Source organism: Nocardia sp. NPDC003482, from assembly GCF_053588115.1.
The window spans coordinates 49,489-63,937 of the sequence record NZ_JBSFPI010000023.1 but is presented as its reverse complement, the minus strand read 5'-3'; the positions used below and the strand labels follow the sequence as shown (position 1 = coordinate 63,937).

15 protein-coding genes are annotated in these 14,449 nt (G+C 69.5%); 4 read left to right on the top strand and 11 right to left on the bottom strand.

All coding sequences use genetic code 11. From position 1 onward, the window contains the following. Positions 1 to 46 precede the first annotated feature (46 nt). Positions 47 to 1,378, top strand: coding sequence for a phthiocerol/phthiodiolone dimycocerosyl transferase family protein (locus ACWDSJ_RS30250; RefSeq protein ID WP_450035924.1), 1,332 nt, complete (start codon positions 47 to 49; stop codon positions 1,376 to 1,378). Here the strand turns inward: ACWDSJ_RS30250 and ACWDSJ_RS30245 are convergent. Beyond that, positions 1,345 to 2,397: an NAD(P)-dependent alcohol dehydrogenase gene (locus ACWDSJ_RS30245; RefSeq protein ID WP_450035922.1), complete on the bottom strand. Its 1,053-nt coding sequence runs from the start codon at positions 2,395 to 2,397 to the stop codon at positions 1,345 to 1,347. The genes ACWDSJ_RS30250 and ACWDSJ_RS30245 overlap by 34 nt on opposite strands. Before the next feature lie 195 nt (positions 2,398 to 2,592). On the opposite strand from ACWDSJ_RS30245, the gene ACWDSJ_RS30240 reads away from it, so the two are divergent. Beyond that, a complete protein-coding gene (locus tag ACWDSJ_RS30240) occupies positions 2,593 to 3,324 on the top strand; it encodes a ZIP family metal transporter (protein WP_450035920.1) in 732 nt (243 codons plus the stop codon). An 82-nt stretch (positions 3,325 to 3,406) separates the two neighbouring features. After that, on the top strand, positions 3,407 to 4,531 hold the full coding sequence (locus tag ACWDSJ_RS30235) for a S1C family serine protease (RefSeq protein ID WP_450035918.1): 1,125 nt from the start codon (positions 3,407 to 3,409) through the stop codon (positions 4,529 to 4,531). On the opposite strand, the gene ACWDSJ_RS30230 is transcribed toward ACWDSJ_RS30235, so the two are convergent. The 10 genes from ACWDSJ_RS30230 to ACWDSJ_RS30185 form a co-directional block, all read right to left on the bottom strand. Continuing rightward, positions 4,528 to 5,094 (bottom strand): vitamin K epoxide reductase family protein, encoded by a 567-nt coding sequence (locus ACWDSJ_RS30230; protein WP_450035916.1) that lies wholly within the window; start codon positions 5,092 to 5,094, stop codon positions 4,528 to 4,530. The two genes, ACWDSJ_RS30235 and ACWDSJ_RS30230, sit on opposite strands and share 4 nt — an antisense overlap. Next, positions 5,091 to 5,873, bottom strand: a complete 783-nt coding sequence (locus ACWDSJ_RS30225) for a DsbA family protein (protein ID WP_450035915.1) — start codon at positions 5,871 to 5,873, stop codon at positions 5,091 to 5,093. Before ACWDSJ_RS30225 ends, ACWDSJ_RS30230 begins: the two co-directional genes overlap by 4 nt. Positions 5,874 to 5,995: 122 nt before the next feature. Further along, positions 5,996 to 6,841, bottom strand: coding sequence for a polyphosphate kinase 2 family protein (locus ACWDSJ_RS30220; protein WP_450035913.1), 846 nt, complete (start codon positions 6,839 to 6,841; stop codon positions 5,996 to 5,998). A gap of 30 nt (positions 6,842 to 6,871) precedes the next feature. Next, positions 6,872 to 7,579: an ESX secretion-associated protein EspG gene (locus ACWDSJ_RS30215; RefSeq protein WP_387359369.1), complete on the bottom strand. Its 708-nt coding sequence runs from the start codon at positions 7,577 to 7,579 to the stop codon at positions 6,872 to 6,874. Continuing rightward, on the bottom strand, positions 7,579 to 8,142 hold the full coding sequence (locus tag ACWDSJ_RS30210; RefSeq protein ID WP_387359371.1) for a hypothetical protein: 564 nt from the start codon (positions 8,140 to 8,142) through the stop codon (positions 7,579 to 7,581). Before ACWDSJ_RS30210 ends, ACWDSJ_RS30215 begins: the two co-directional genes overlap by 1 nt. Next, entirely contained in the window at positions 8,139 to 8,531 is a 393-nt protein-coding gene (locus tag ACWDSJ_RS30205) for a hypothetical protein (RefSeq protein WP_387359373.1), read from the bottom strand. The genes ACWDSJ_RS30210 and ACWDSJ_RS30205 overlap by 4 nt, the downstream gene beginning before the upstream one ends. A 148-nt stretch (positions 8,532 to 8,679) precedes the next feature. Continuing rightward, on the bottom strand, positions 8,680 to 9,315 hold the full coding sequence (locus ACWDSJ_RS30200; RefSeq protein ID WP_450035911.1) for a class I SAM-dependent methyltransferase: 636 nt from the start codon (positions 9,313 to 9,315) through the stop codon (positions 8,680 to 8,682). 39 nt (positions 9,316 to 9,354) lie between these two features. Further along, positions 9,355 to 10,602, bottom strand: a complete 1,248-nt coding sequence (locus tag ACWDSJ_RS30195) for a saccharopine dehydrogenase family protein (protein WP_450035999.1) — start codon at positions 10,600 to 10,602, stop codon at positions 9,355 to 9,357. Positions 10,603 to 10,631: 29 nt separating this feature from the next. Next, positions 10,632 to 12,077: an ABC1 kinase family protein gene (locus ACWDSJ_RS30190; protein WP_450035910.1), complete on the bottom strand. Its 1,446-nt coding sequence runs from the start codon at positions 12,075 to 12,077 to the stop codon at positions 10,632 to 10,634. A 174-nt stretch (positions 12,078 to 12,251) separates the two neighbouring features. After that, the gene (locus tag ACWDSJ_RS30185; RefSeq protein WP_387359378.1) at positions 12,252 to 12,911 is read right to left on the bottom strand and encodes a TetR/AcrR family transcriptional regulator; all 660 of its coding nucleotides are present in this window, start codon (positions 12,909 to 12,911) and stop codon (positions 12,252 to 12,254) included. 185 nt (positions 12,912 to 13,096) lie between these two features. Between ACWDSJ_RS30185 and ACWDSJ_RS30180 the strand changes: the two genes are divergently transcribed. Further along, entirely contained in the window at positions 13,097 to 14,437 is a 1,341-nt protein-coding gene (locus tag ACWDSJ_RS30180; protein ID WP_450035908.1) for a DUF445 domain-containing protein, read from the top strand. The last annotated feature ends 12 nt before the right edge of the window (positions 14,438 to 14,449 follow it).

Sequence of the window (14,449 nt, the reverse complement as noted above, 5' to 3'; positions counted from 1 at the left end):
ACATTTGTTTCTGACAGGTGTTTGAAACGCCTGTATGCTTTCGGAGGTGACCCCCGAGACGAGAGGCAGGCCCGCGATGGTCGTGCAGCGCCCGATATCCCCGTTCGAGCAAGGCTTCTTCCGCGCCGAGGCGCACCTGGGCTCGGTGCCCGTCGGTGGCATGGCGTTGTTCATCGGCGCGACGGTCGAGGGCGAGCCGGACCCGGCCGTCCTGGCGGCCGTGCTGGACGAGTTGGTCGCGGGCCATCCGCTGCTCGGCTGCCGGTACGTGCCCGACGCGGACGTGCCGACGCTGCGCCGGGTCGAGGGGTACCGCGCGCCGGTCGAGGTGGTCGAGGGTGGCGAGGAGGAGTACCTGCGCCTGGTGAATCGGCCGCAGGACTGGACCGGCGGCCTGTTCCGCGCGGTCGTGCTGCGGGACGGCGCGGTCAGCCGGGTCGTGCTGGTCATCCATCACGGAATCGCGGACGGCCGTTCGGCTTTCGCGTTGCTGGGTGAGATGTGGCGGCGTTACACGGCCCGCGTGCAGGGCGATCCACTCCCGATTTCCGATGTGCCGCAGGATCTTCCGGAGGCGATCGACGATCGGCTGGCCGCGGTGATCCCCGACTCGGCGGTACTCGGACTGCTCGACGCCATGCGGGGTGTCCTCGCCGAACCGCCTCGTACGCTGCCGTTCGACGGCGTTCCCGACGACCCCCGCGGCCGCTACGCCCTGGACCGCATCGAGTTGGACCCCGGCGAGACCGAACGCTTCGCGGCCGCCGCGCGAGCGGCCGGGCTGACGGTGCACAGCCTGTTGAGCGGATGCGCGCTGGCGGCGGTGCGCGGTCGGTTCGACGACGCCGATCCGCTGCCGATGGTCTGCGGCTACGCGGCCGATATCCGGGGCGCCCTCGACCCGGCCGTGCCCGAGAGCCTCGTGCTCAACTGCGCGGCCGGATTCGGGACACCGCTGTCGGTGCCCGCCACACCGGATCCGGTCGAACTCGGCCGGATCATCGATGCCGATGTCCGCGCGGCACGCGAGGCCCGCCTTCCGGCCCTGATCGCGTTGCTGCCGCGGCACATTCGGGACGAGGCGACGGCGGCGATGTTCAGCTCACCGCCGACCCTCGCCCTGTCCAATGTGGGCCGCCTCCCGGCGCATGTACTCCCGGCGGGGCTGCGCTACCTCCGCACCGACGTCTTCGCCATGGGCCCGGGGATGCCGCCGAAACTGACCGTGTTCACCGTGGGCGACCGCCTGACCATCCAGCTCGAATACGATACGACCGAGCGCGGCCGGGCGCGGATGTCCGAAGTGCGCCAAGCGCTTTCGGGGCTGTTGCGGCGGACCTCCGCTCAGATGGTGGCGGTGTCGATGACGAACCGGTAGCGGACGTCGCTGGCGATGGCCCGCTCGTACGCCTCATCGATGCGGTCGGCGGAGATGACCTCGATCTCGGCGCCGATGTGGTGTTCGGCGCAGAAGTCGAGCATCTGCTGGGTCTCGGCGATGCCGCCGATATTGGAGCCCGCCAGCGAGCGGCGGCGGCCGGTCAGCGTGAACGGTTGCACCGCAACGGGTTTGTCGGGCAGGCCCAGCATCACGAGGGTGCCGTCCAGGGCCAGCAGGCGCATGTAGTCGTTGATGGGCAGATCGGCGGAGACCGTGTTGAGGATCAGGTCGAAGCGGCTGCGCAACTCGCGGAAGGTCTGCTTGTCGCTGGTGGCGTAGTAGTGCCGCGCCCCGAAGCGGCGGCCGTCGGCCTCCTTGCTCAGCGAATGACTGAGGACGGTGACCTCGGCGCCCAGCGCGCTGGCGATCTTCACCCCGACGTGGCCGAGACCGCCCATGCCGACGATGGCGACCTGCTTGCCGGGTCCGGCGTTCCAGTGCCGCAGCGGCGAATACAGCGTGATGCCCGCGCACAGCAGGGGCGCGGCCTGTTCCAGGCTGATGCCGTCCGGGATGGAGAGGACGAAGTGCTCGGTCACCACCACCTGGGTGGAGTAGCCGCCGAAGGTCACGCCGCCCGGCTGGACCTCCTCGGGCACGCGGCCGTTGTAGGTCATGGTCGCACCGCGCAGGCAGTAGCTCTCCTCGCCCGCCAGGCAGGAGGAGCACTCGCCGCAGGAGTCCACCATGCAGCCGACGCCGACGCGGTCGCCGACCTTGTGCTTGGTGACGCCCGAGCCGACGGCGGCGACGATCCCGGCGATCTCGTGGCCGGGCACGCAGGGATAGGCGGTGCCGTGCCACTCGTCGCGGGCGGTGTGGATGTCGGAATGGCAGATGCCCGCGTACTTGATGTCGATCAGTACGTCGTTCGGGCCGAGTTCGCGTCGCTCGATCGTGGTCTTGGCGAAGCGCCCGTCGGGTGCGTCGATGGCATACGCGGCGGCAGTGGTCATGCTTCCATGCCTACCCGCGCATAGTTACCGACGCAAACCATCGAGAGATGGCCAACGCGCCGCGCGGTTGCCGGGGGGAGTGCGCAACTCCCCGGCCAACTCGCCGCGTGGTTGCGGCGGAAATGCGCAACTCCTCGGCCAACTCGCCGCGCGGTTTGCCGCACGGTCGCGCGGTTGGTGGCCGATGCTGTGCGGATGGCGATTCTGCTGGCCCTGGTCTCGATGTGCTCGACGTTGCTGGGTGGCTTGGTGGCGGCGCGGATCGGGGAGCGCAAACGGCTGGTGCTGGGGTTGGCCGCGGGCGTGCTGCTCGGGGTGGTGGCCTTCGATCTGCTGCCCGACGCGCTGGCCGAATCGCACTACGAGGTCGCCGGGGTGCCGGGGGCGTTGATCGCGGGGGTGGTCGGGTTCTTCACCGTGCACATCATCGAGCAGGAGATGGCCGTGCACGTCGGGCACGAGAACGAGTTCGGGGCGCACAGCCACGACTTCCAGTCGGTCGGGCTGATCGCGGCCTGCGGGCTGGTGTTCCACAGCATGCTCGACGGGCTGAGCATCGGGGTGGGGTTCCAGACCGGGACCGCGCTCGGCCTGTCGGTGGCGATCGCGGTGATCTGCCACGACTTCGCCGACGGGTTCAACGCGTTCACCATTCCGACGCTGTACGGCAACGCGCATCGGCGGGCGGTGGTGCTGCTGGTGCTGGACGCGATCGCGCCGGTGGTGGGCGCGCTGATCGGGACGCTCGTCCGCGTACCCGCGAATCTGGCCGGGCTCTACCTCGGCTACTTCGCGGGGTTCCTGCTGTACCTGGCGACCGGGGACATCCTGCCGGAGGCGCACGCTGGGCGGCCGTCGCGGCTGGTGCTGGCGTGCACGATCGGGGGTGCGGGGCTCATGTTCGGTGTTTCCGCGCTGAATCACTGATCCCGCGACACGCTCGGGTTGTTTTGGTACACATAGAAGCACAATCGCCGAAGCCCGCGGGCGCGTACGAGGCGGGAGTGTCATGTACGACGGCACGGATATCGATGTGGACCGGGCGCGGCCGCGCCGGGTCGGACGGGCCGGTCGCACGGCCGCGCTGATACTCGCCGTGCTGTTGACGGCCCTGGTGCTGTTCGGTTATCGAAACGAGTTGCCGCGCTTGACATTCGGATCCGGCGACCGCTCGACCACACTGCTCGGGCCGCCGCTGCCGCCCTTGGACGCGGCGCTGGTGGCCGCCGACGTCGAACCCGAATTGGTCAATGTCGACGTCTCGATCCGCCCGAGCGGGATCAGCGCCGCCGGATCGGGCATCGTGCTCACCGCCGACGGGCAGGTGCTGACCAGTCATCACGTGGTGAAGGGGGCGGACGTCATCACCGTCGGGGATCTGGGCAACGGCCGCGCCTATCCCGCGGTCGTGCTCGGCTACGACGCGACCAGCGATATCGCGTTGCTGTCGCTGTCGGGGGCGTTCGGGCTGCCGGTGGCGCGGGTGGGCAGTTCGGCCGCGCTGCGGCTGGGCGACGAGATCCTGGCCATCGGCAACGCGGGCGGCACCGGATCACCCACTGTCACACCGGGTTCGGTGACGTCGCTGAGCAGTTCGATCGTGGCCCGCGACGCCGCGGACCTGTCCCGCAAGGCGCTCGCGGGCATGATCGAGGTGGCCGCGCCGGTGGCGTCGGGGCAGTCGGGCGGGGCGCTGGTCGATCGGTACGGCGCGGTGGTCGGCGTGATCACCGCCGCGTCGGGGGAGGTCGCCAGGGCCGCCGGCCGGGCGAGCGGCTACGCGGTCCCGATCGATACGGCCATGACCGTGGTCCGCCAGATCCGCTCGGGCATCCCCACCGACACCGTCCACGTCGGCCCGACCGCCACCCTCGGCGTCCTCACCTCCGACGCCCGCCAACCGCCCGGCGCCCGCGTCGACGTCACCCTCTACGGCCAGCCCGCCTACACCGCGGGCCTGCTCGTGGGCGAGGTCATCACCGCCGTCGACGGCCGCACCATCACCTCGGTCCAGAGCCTCAAGGCCGCCCTGAACACCCGAAAGCCTTCGGACACAGTGCGTTTGGACCTCACCGACCCCGACGGCACCCACCGCACCCTGCCCGTGGTCCTGGCGTCGGGCCCGCCGAACTAGACCAGCGACAGCCAGTAGTCCTGGAACCGCAGGAACACCAGCAGGATCACCACGGCGTAGAAGACCGCGACGACGGTCCAGCGCCATTCGGCGAGGATGCGGGCCGGGCCGCGGGAACCGCCGAAGAGTTGGTCGGTGGTGACGGCGAGCATGAGGGGGGTGGCGGTCCAGACGACCATGCAGTAGGGGCACAGGGCGTTGATGCGGTAGAGGCTCTGGAAGATCAGCCAGCCGATGAACACCATGCCGAGGAGCAGGCCCAGCCACAGGCCCGCCCAGAACCAGCGGGGCAGCCCGACGCCCGCGACGGCCAGGACGGCGAGGGTGACCGCCACCGAGAAGCCGACCACGCCGATCAGGGGGTTGGGGAAGCCGAAGACGGCGGCCTGATCGGTGGCCATGACCGACCCGCACGACAACACCGGGTTGATGCTGCACGACGGCCGATAGTTCGGATCCATGAACAGCTTGAACCGCTCGACGGTCAGGGTGACCGCCGCGATCCAGCCCGCCAGCGAGGCGATCAGCAGCAACCAGGCGGAACGAACGGGCGCCGCGATCACTTCGCCGCGGCCTCGATCTTCTGGCGGAACGCGTCGGGCGCGGCGATGTCCTGCGGGGCGAGCTGCTGCCCGTTCACGAACACGGTCGGCGTCGACTGGATGCCGCTGTTCAGCACGTCCTTGGTGACCTTCTGCACGTACGAGTCGTACTTGTCGTCGTTGATGCATTGGGCCACAACGGGATCGGTGTACCCGGCCTCCTGCGCGATCTGGACCAGCTTCTCGTTGGGCAGGCCGCCGGAGCCCTCCGGGGGCTGCTGCTTGTACATGCTCGCCACCCACCCCTGGAATTTGGCGGGATCGTTCTCGGCCACGCAGTAGGCCGCGTTGGCCGCGCGCGAGGAGTAGCGGGCGCCGCCCGAGGCGCGGTCGAGGAACGCGATGATGTTGTACTCGACGGCCGCGGTCCCGGCCTTCACCTCGTCCTCGAGGACGGTCGCGTTGGTGGCCTCGAACACCTGGCAGGCCGGGCACTGGAGGTCGGCGACCAAGCGGACCGTGGCCTTGGCGCCGGGCTTGCCGATCCGGATCGAGCCGTTGTCGGTGATGGAACCGGTGACGGCGTCCGGGGCCGGGGGCTTGGTGGTGATCGTCGGCGCGGCCCCGGCGTCGTTCTTGTCGGACTGGCGCACCGCGATGCTGATGCCGATGGCCGCGATCAGGCCGATCAGCACGACCGCCACGCCCACCTGGATCGCGATGGTCCGCCTGCGATCGGTCCGCTGTACCGCCGCCAGCGCGTTCCTGCCCCGCGGATTGTTGCTCACCTTCGAGTTCACCACGCCTTCCTGTGCTCGTCCGGACACCCGTGCGTGCCGCCCCGATCGTACGGGCGGCCCGCGCGCGTGCCGCGCCCGCACACATCAATACCGGTCGAACCTGAGAGTCCGGACAGAACCCGTCAGGACTCGGCGAGGCGGCGGCGCTGTTCCTCGACGTCGAACGCGGGTGCGGGCCAGCTCAGTTCGAGCCCGCTCAGGGCGTCGATGAGCAGTTCGGTGACCGCGAGCCGGGCGTACCACTTGCGGTCGGCCGGAACGACGTACCAGGGCGCGTAGTCGGTCGAGGTGCGGTCGAGGACGGCCTGGTACGCCTCCTGGTACGCGGGCCAGTACGCCCGCTCGTCGATATCGCCCGGATTGAACTTCCAGTACTTGTCCGGGCGTTCCAGGCGCCGGGCCAGCCGCTTGCGCTGCTCGTCGAGGGAGACGAACATGGCGACCTTCACCAGCGTCGTGCCCGCCTCCACCAGACCGCGTTCGAACTCGTTGATCTCGTCGTAGCGGGCGGCCCACACCTGCCGCGGGACCAGCTCGTGGACCCGCACGACCAGCACGTCCTCGTAGTGCGAGCGGTCGAACACGCCGATCTGCCCGCCGCGCGGCAACTTTCGCTCGATCCGCCACAGGTAGTGGTGGCGCCGCTCCTCCTCGGTCGGCACGCCGAAGGCCGCGTGGTCGACGCCCTGCGGATCCACCGATCCGATCACGTGCCGCACGATGCCGCCCTTGCCCGCGGTGTCCATGCCCTGCAACACCAGCAGCACACTGCGCGGGTCGCCGGAACGGCCGTTGGCGTAGAGCTTCTCCTGTAGATCCGACAGCACCTGTTGGCGCTCGACGAGCCGCTTCGCGCCGGTCGCCTTGTCGCCGTCGAAGCCGGGCGTGGCCGAGGTGTCGATGTCGGCGACCTGCACGCCGTCGGCGCGCAGGGCCGGGGGAAACGGGGAGTCGGAGGATTTTGCCATGCGGCGAGTATGGCTCGCGCGGGCCGAGATTCACTGGATGCAGGCCAGGCGGGCCAGCTGGGCGGCGAGCTCGGCGTCGGTGACCGGGCTGAGGATGAGGTCCGCGGCCGTGGTGAGCAGGTAGCGGCCGTCGCCGGTGAAGTCGAGCCAGGTGCGGTAGCGGGTCGGCGGCGACATCGGATTGTCCGGGGCGACGGTGACGGTGATGAAACCGCGCGAGTCCACCGATTCGCGCAGCTTGCGGCGGAACCGGGCGGCGCCGCGATGGCTCGGACCCGAATAGGGCGGCATGCCCTCCAGTTCGAGCACCGCCTCCTGCGGCTCGCGCAACGGGCCCTGCTGACCGGGCGGCGCGGAGCCGATCACCTCGACCAGTTTCGCGCCGAGCGCGCGGGCGTGACAGACCAGCACGACCACCGCGTCGGGTTTGGCGATGAGGATTCCGGCGTGTTGATGGACCACGGCGGCGAAGGCGAGGACGCGTTCTGGTTCGGCGCCGGTTCGTTCCCCGGAGATGGTGATCGTGGTGGCGTCGCCGCGCGCGCACAACAGCAGCGCCGCGGTCAGGTCCGGATCGGTGTTGCGGGCGTAGCGATGTCGCAAACCCAGTGCGGCGTACTCGGATTCGGTGCGCGCGGTGGTTGCCGGGATCATGTTCACCGGGTACGGGCGCCGGTCCAGCCCGGTCTCGGTGGCCCAGACGTGGGTGAACTCGTCGGGGGTGAGCACCCACTTCACTACTCCGGCCCCCCGCTCGGCGCCGGGGTGAACCGCGGGACGCGATCGCCGGAGGCGGGCAGGGTCTGGTTGTAGACGTAGCTGAGCACGTCGCGGGCGTCGGCGAGGGCGGACGCGGCGGCCAGATCGTGGTCCATGCGGCGCTGGCCGCCGTGCACGGCCTCGGCCGCCGGATCCGGCAGCGGCCGGTAGGGCTGGGGCGGCGGCGGGATGGCGTCCCGAATCGATTGCGCCGCTTCGGCATTGGACTCCATGAGCCGTTGCAGGGTGTCGCACACCTCGGGCAGGGCCAGGCCCCGGCCGACGAAATCGCGGGTGGCCTGGAGGGCGGCCTCGTAGGCGCGGCCGCGCCAGCGGGTGAACTCGACGTTCACCGAATCGGAGAAGACCCGGAACGCCTCCCCGACCAGTTCGGCGTGCCGCCGCCAGGAGTCCGCGACCGCGCCGAGCGCGCCCGGATCCAGCGACTCGTGCACCTGATCCCAGATCTCCTGATGGGTGAAGGCGCCGAACACCTCCCGGTCCGGCACGAACGGCGGATCGGTCTCCGGGGGTGGGGTCACCGCACGTCCTCGGAGCGCGCGGTGATCAGTTCCAGCGCCGCGCGATTGGCGGCCTCGGCCTCGTCGAAGTGCTTGCCCGCCGCCAGATACGCCGCCTTGAACAGCAGCGCGGTCTGCTGGAAGGCGGTGATGGTGTCGTGGAATTCGCGGCCCTTCGCGGCGAACCCGCGGGTGAGGGCGTGTCCGGAGGGCAGATTCGGGAATCCGCCGACCTCGGTGACCGGCTGATCGGCGCGGCGGGCGTGCTGGAGATCCGCCACCAGCCGATCGCAGGCCGCCGCCAGATTGCGCGCCACATCCTCGGCGATCTCGAAGACCGCGCCCCCCGGATCCGTTGCCGCGGCATATAATTCGCGAGCGGCCTGTTGTCCGGTGTCCGGAACCCGCACTGCTGCTCCCCTTCCGGTTACGACCGACCCCGACCCCGTCTGGCGAATCTACCGGATCGCGCACGTCGCCGCCGATCCTCGCCGCTGTGAGCCGACACACGATATTCGGGCCGGAGTTGGGATCGTGCTTGCGCCCGAGGCGATTTCGTCACCGGGCCGGGCAGGTGGCGCTCACGTATTGCAGCAGTCCGTGCACCTCCTGGCGGATCTCGGTCAGGCCGGACCGCTCGAACAGGTCCGGGAAGGTGTCGATGTCGAACACCCGCAGCCCGCCCGCGCCGCCTACCAGCGTGCTCACCGCGCCGAACCAGGTGTCGTCGCGATGGCTGGTGCTGATCGCGATCCGGCCGCCGGGGGCCAGCACCCGGATCATCTCCCGCGCGGCCACCAGCGGATCCGGGATCAGATACAGCGCGCCGAAGCAGCAGACCGCGTCGAATGTGCCGTCCGCGAACGGCAATCGGCGCGCGTCGCCGCGCACGTAGCCGACCCGCGGACCGGAGTTGTCGACGCGGGCCTGGCGCAGCATCGGACCGGAGAAGTCGATGCCGACCGCGTAGCCGTCACCGGCCAGGTGGGTGCTCAGATAGCCGGTGATGTTGCCGGGTCCACACGCCACGTCGAGGACCCGGCTGCCGGGCCGCAGCCGCAGCGTGCGGGCGGCGTCGTGCCGATCGGCCCGCATGGTCCGGCCGGTGGCCAGGAAGAACGCGGCCGGACGCCAGGCCCGCTCGTAGACCAGGGCGAAGGCCGGGTTGTTCATCGTGCGCCGGGCGAGATTCACAGGGTCATCCTAGCTGTAACGATTTGTCACAGATATAGCTCAGGCCCGGTCGACCTCGACGGTCATCCCGGCCGCCCGCAGCCGTTCGATCAGCGCGTCGCCCATGGCCGTGGCCGGGGTGAGCACCCCGGCCAGCGCGGGCAGGTCGTCGAAGGCCAGGCACAGGCCCGACTCGCCGAGCATGACCGCGGTGGCCTGATAGCCCGGATCGCCGGTGCCGGAGAAGGTGGCGACGTACTTCGCGCCGGATGTGGTGCGGGTGAAGGTCTTCGAGGTGAACCAGCCGTTGCGCCGGGACTTCTCGCTCGGCCCGGTGCCCGGCTTGGGCAGCACGCGATCGAGCAGCCGCCGCCCGGCCGCGGCCCGCGACAGCACCGCCGTCGCCGCGACGCCCGCCACGATCCCGCCCGCCAGCCCGGCCGCGGCCAGCGGCGCGACCGGCGACGAACCGGCGCTCATCACCTCGCGGTAGCGGAAGTTCTTGCCGTACGCCCAGCCCAGCAGCCCGTTGCTGCGGCGCACCATCTTGGTGTTGTGCGGGCCCATGATGAACGTGGCCACCCAGCCGTGCAGGCTCGGATCGATGGCCGACGCCCGCATGAGCGCCTGATCGGACTGGCGGCCCAGATCGGGTTCGACGGCCGGGTCGGGGCTGAGCGAATACGGATGGGTCATGATCCTGCCGTTGGCCGGGTCCGCGGCGACCGACTCCATCATCGCGCGCAGGGCGTCGACGGTGCCGCCGCTCACCCCGCCCTTGAGCCAGGCCACCATCGTGGTGTCGGTGAGTTCGCCGGTGTTGTCCTCGACCGAGCGGCGGTAGAGCTGGTAGACGTTCAGATCCGACGGAATCGAGTCGTAGCCACAGGAATTCACGATCTTCGCGCCCGTGCCCGCGGCCTGCTCGGTGAACCGATCGATGCATTCGCGGATGAACGGCGGCTCCCCGGTCAGGTCGGCGTAGTGGGTACCCGCCTGCGCGCACGCCTGGACCAGCGGCAGGCCGTAGCGCAGGTACGGGCCGACCGTCGTGACGACCACCCGCGTGCGCGCGGCGAGCGCGTCCAGCGCCGCCTGATCCGACGAATCCGCAACCAGCAGTGGCCAATTCGCGGCCACCGGACCCAAGCCGTCGCGCACGGTGGTGAGCTTGTCCGGGGATCGGCCCGCCAGCGCGATGCGCGCGTCCGCGGGCGCCGCCCCGGCCAGATACTCCGCGGTCAGCCCGCCGACGAAACCGGTCGCGCCGAACAGCACGAGGTCGAATTCCCTGTCTGCCATGGATATCTCCTGACGGCGGGCCTGGCCGGATGGAGCTACGCCTTGCGCCGCTTGGTGGTGCCGGACTTCTTGCGGGCGGTGCCCGCCCGGGAGGAATTCTTCTTCGTCTGCGGGTGCTGCGCCAGCCACGAATGATGGAGCTTGCCCAATTCGGTCACCGGTGGGTCACCGTAGAGCCATTCGCGGGCGATGCGATGCCAGTTCGCGGTCGCCTCGAGCTGGCCGAGCACGCCGAAGGTGAGGAAATCGGCGCGCCGGGAGAACAGATGCTCCGGGGGGAGGTTCTGCTGTTTCATGCCCGCGTACTCCGCCGCGCGCGGATCGACCGCGAGAACGAAAGCGCCGCTTGCCAATTCGGGGGTGATCGTCAGCTCCTCGTCGACCACGACCCATTCGCAGGCGGCCAGCACGTACTCCAGCGCCTCCTCGGGGGTGACCTCGTCGGGCTCCTCGATCACGCCGCGGTCGATCAGCAGCCGCCACAACTCCTCGGCGCGGTCCTCGGCGGCGTAGCGGATGCCGGCCATCTCGGCCTGCACGTGCTGGGGATCCATGCGGTTGTAGAGACCGAAGTCCAGGAACGCCACCCGCCCGTCGTCGCCGAGCAGCAGGTTGCCCGGGTGCGGGTCGCCGCAGAACTCGTTGAAGGTGAACAGCGAACCGACGTAGAAGCGGTAGATGATCTCCCCGACCCGATCGCGTTCGGCGGCGGGCAGGGCCCGGATCTCGTCGAACCCGTGGCCGGGGAAGTACTCGCTGACCAGTACGCGGGTGGTGGACAGCTCCGGCATCGTCTTGGGCACCACGATGAACGGATGGTCGGCGTAGAGGGTCGCGATCTCGTACTGGGTGCGCGCCTCGGCCACGTAGTCGAGTTCACTCTCCAGATTCAGCCGCAACTCGTCGAGCACGGCCGGGGTCACCCACGGCATCGCCGACTGGAGGATGCGACGGAACATGGCCAGGTTCTTCAGGTCCGCGCGCACGGCCACATCGATGCCCGGGTACTGCACCTTCACCGCGACCTGCCGCCCGTCGTGCAGGCGGGCCCGGTACACCTGGCCGATCGAGGCCGCGGCGATGGGCTCGGCCTCGAATTCGGCGAAGACCTCGGAGAGCGGGCGGCCGAAATCCTCCTCGACGACCGCGCACATGGTCTCGAAGGAGACCTTCGGCGCGCTGTCGCGCAGCACGGCCAGTCGGCGCTGGAAGCGTTCGCGATGTTCGGCGGGGACGAGATCGAGATCGAGCACCGACAGCATCTGGCCGAGCTTCATGGCCACGCCCTTCATGGTGCCCAGCACCATGACCATCTGCTCGGTCGAGCGGATCATCGACTCCTCGGCCATGCGCGCGCGGACGGCCTCCGAGCGGCCGCGCATCGAGCGCCGGGTCCGTTGGGCGCGGATGACGTTACCGGCGACGGCCACCCCCAGCTTCGTTCCGCGCGCGAGTCGGGACGTCGGCAACTCTTTCGCCATGGAGAGCTACTCCGCCTCTCTGCGTATTCCTCGACCAGCGTTTGCAGTCTGCTAACAGGCTGCCGAATATGGCAGCCCGGGTCAAGGGTTGCCGGGATGCGCGCACCGCGGATTACCGCGGCGCGGAATGTTGCGGCGCGGAATACGACCGGCGGGATCGTCCGCGCGGCGAATTCAGCCGCGGGGCGCGGGCAGGGCGTGCGGCTGGGCGTTGAACTCCTCGGGCGAGCCGCCCGCGCGGACCATGCCCTCGATCGCGCTCCACGCCATCATCGTCATGTGGTCGAGCATCTTGTCGGCGGTCATGGCGCGGTTGGTGATCCACCAGTCCGTGGCGAGCTGCACGCCGCCCACGAGGACGTAGGAGTAGAGCATGACGCCCTCGGTGGAGACGCCGCGGTCGAACGCCTTGTCCCGCAGCACGGCCGCGACCACGTCGGCGAACAGCTTCTCGAAGTCGGCGAGGGTCGACTTGTCGGTGCTCGAGCCGTTGCCCATGATGAAGCGGTAGACGTCGGTGTCGGCGTCGACCGTGTGCACGTAGGCGGCGAGGGTGTTGCGCACCAGCTGGTATTCGTCGAGGTCGTCGCTGATCGCCTCGTAGATGCGCGGCATCAGCGTGGTCTCCACGAAGCGTTCCATGGTCGCTCGGGTCAGATCGCTCTTGTCCGAGAAGTACCGGTACAGCACGGTTTTCGAGACGCCGATCTCGGCGGCGATCTCGTCCATGCCGATATCGCCGCCGCGCTTGCGGATCGCGGCCAGGGTGCCGTCGACGAGTTCCTCGCGCCGGTCGATCTTGTGCTGATGCCAGCGCCGCTTGCGGCCGTCCACTCGGCCCGTGCGCGCCGGAGCGCTCGCGCCGGGGCGTGCGGCTCGTTCCTCGACTTCGACGAGGTCTTCGGTGGACAGGGCGGACTCCTCCCTCGGGGGGTGTGCGGGCCGCTCCCAGCTTAAGTCTTTTTCCGCGCGCGCAGGGAAGAAGCGAGGGAGGTTCGGCGAGCCAGCAGAATGGGGTTATGGAGCAATCTCCCGGCAGTGTCCCCGTTGCGACCCAGACGCGCCCGGCGGTGTCGGCGGGCTCGTTCGCCGATCTCATGGACGAGAGCGGAAAACGGCGTGACCTGCGCAAGATGAAGGCCGTCGCGACCGGATTCCTGCTCGCGGCGACGGTGATCTATCTGGTGTGCTGCTGGCTGGGTTCGCGCGGAATCGGCGGCGGCTGGGTCGGATACGTGCGCGCGGCGTCGGAGGCGGGCATGGTCGGCGCGCTGGCGGACTGGTTCGCGGTGACCGCCCTGTTCCGGCATCCGCTGGGTCTGCCGATTCCGCACACCGCGATCATCCGCAAGAAGAAGGATCAGCTCGGCGAGAGCCTCGGCGACTTCGTGCGAACCAACTTCCTGTCGCCGGAAACCGTTGTGGCCAAGGTGAATTCGGCCCAGATCTCGCTGCGGCTCGGACGCTGGACCGCGCAGCCCGCGCACGCGGCCCGGATCTCGGAGGAGACCTCGACGCTGCTGCGCGCGGTGATCGGCGCGCTGCGCGACGAGGACGTCGAGCAGGTGATCGATCACACCATCGTGAAACGCATCGCCGAACCCCTGTGGGGTCCGCCGATCGGCCGGGTGCTCGCCGAACTGCTCGGCGAGAACCGCCAGGCCCCCCTGCTGGATCTGCTCGCCGAGCGGGCCCATCAATGGGCGCTGGGCAGTCAGGAGACGATCGACCGGATCGTCATGCGCGACGCGCCGTCGTGGGCGCCGAAATTCGTCAACGTCCTGCTGTCCGAGCGCATTTATCGGGAATTGGTGGAATTCACCTGGAAGGTCCGCTCCCAGCCCGATCACGAGGTGCGCCTGGCCGCGACCCGGTTCCTCGAGGATTTCGCGCACGATCTCCAGTACGACGACGCCATGATCAAGAAGGCCGAACGGGTCAAGACCGAGATCATGGGCCGCGAGGAGATCACCGGCATGGCCCAGGCCACCTGGCGGGCCGCCAAGCGGATGATCCTGGAATCGGCCGACGATCCGAACAGCACCCTGCGCCGCAAGATCACCGAGAACGTGCAGCAACTCGGCCAGCGGCTGGTCGACGAGCCGGAACTGCGCGGTCGGATCGACGGCTGGACCGAACGCGGCGTCCGATATCTGGTGTCGAACTACGGTTCCGAGATCGCGACGCTGATCAGCGATACGGTGGCGCGGTGGGATGCCGACGAGGCGAGTTCCAAGATCGAATTGCAGGCCGGTCGCGATCTGCAATTCATCCGCATCAACGGAACGGTGGTGGGTTCGCTGGCCGGACTGGCGATCTACGCCGTTTCGCATTTGCTGTTCCCGGGTTGGTCGGCGTAGTCCGAGAATCCG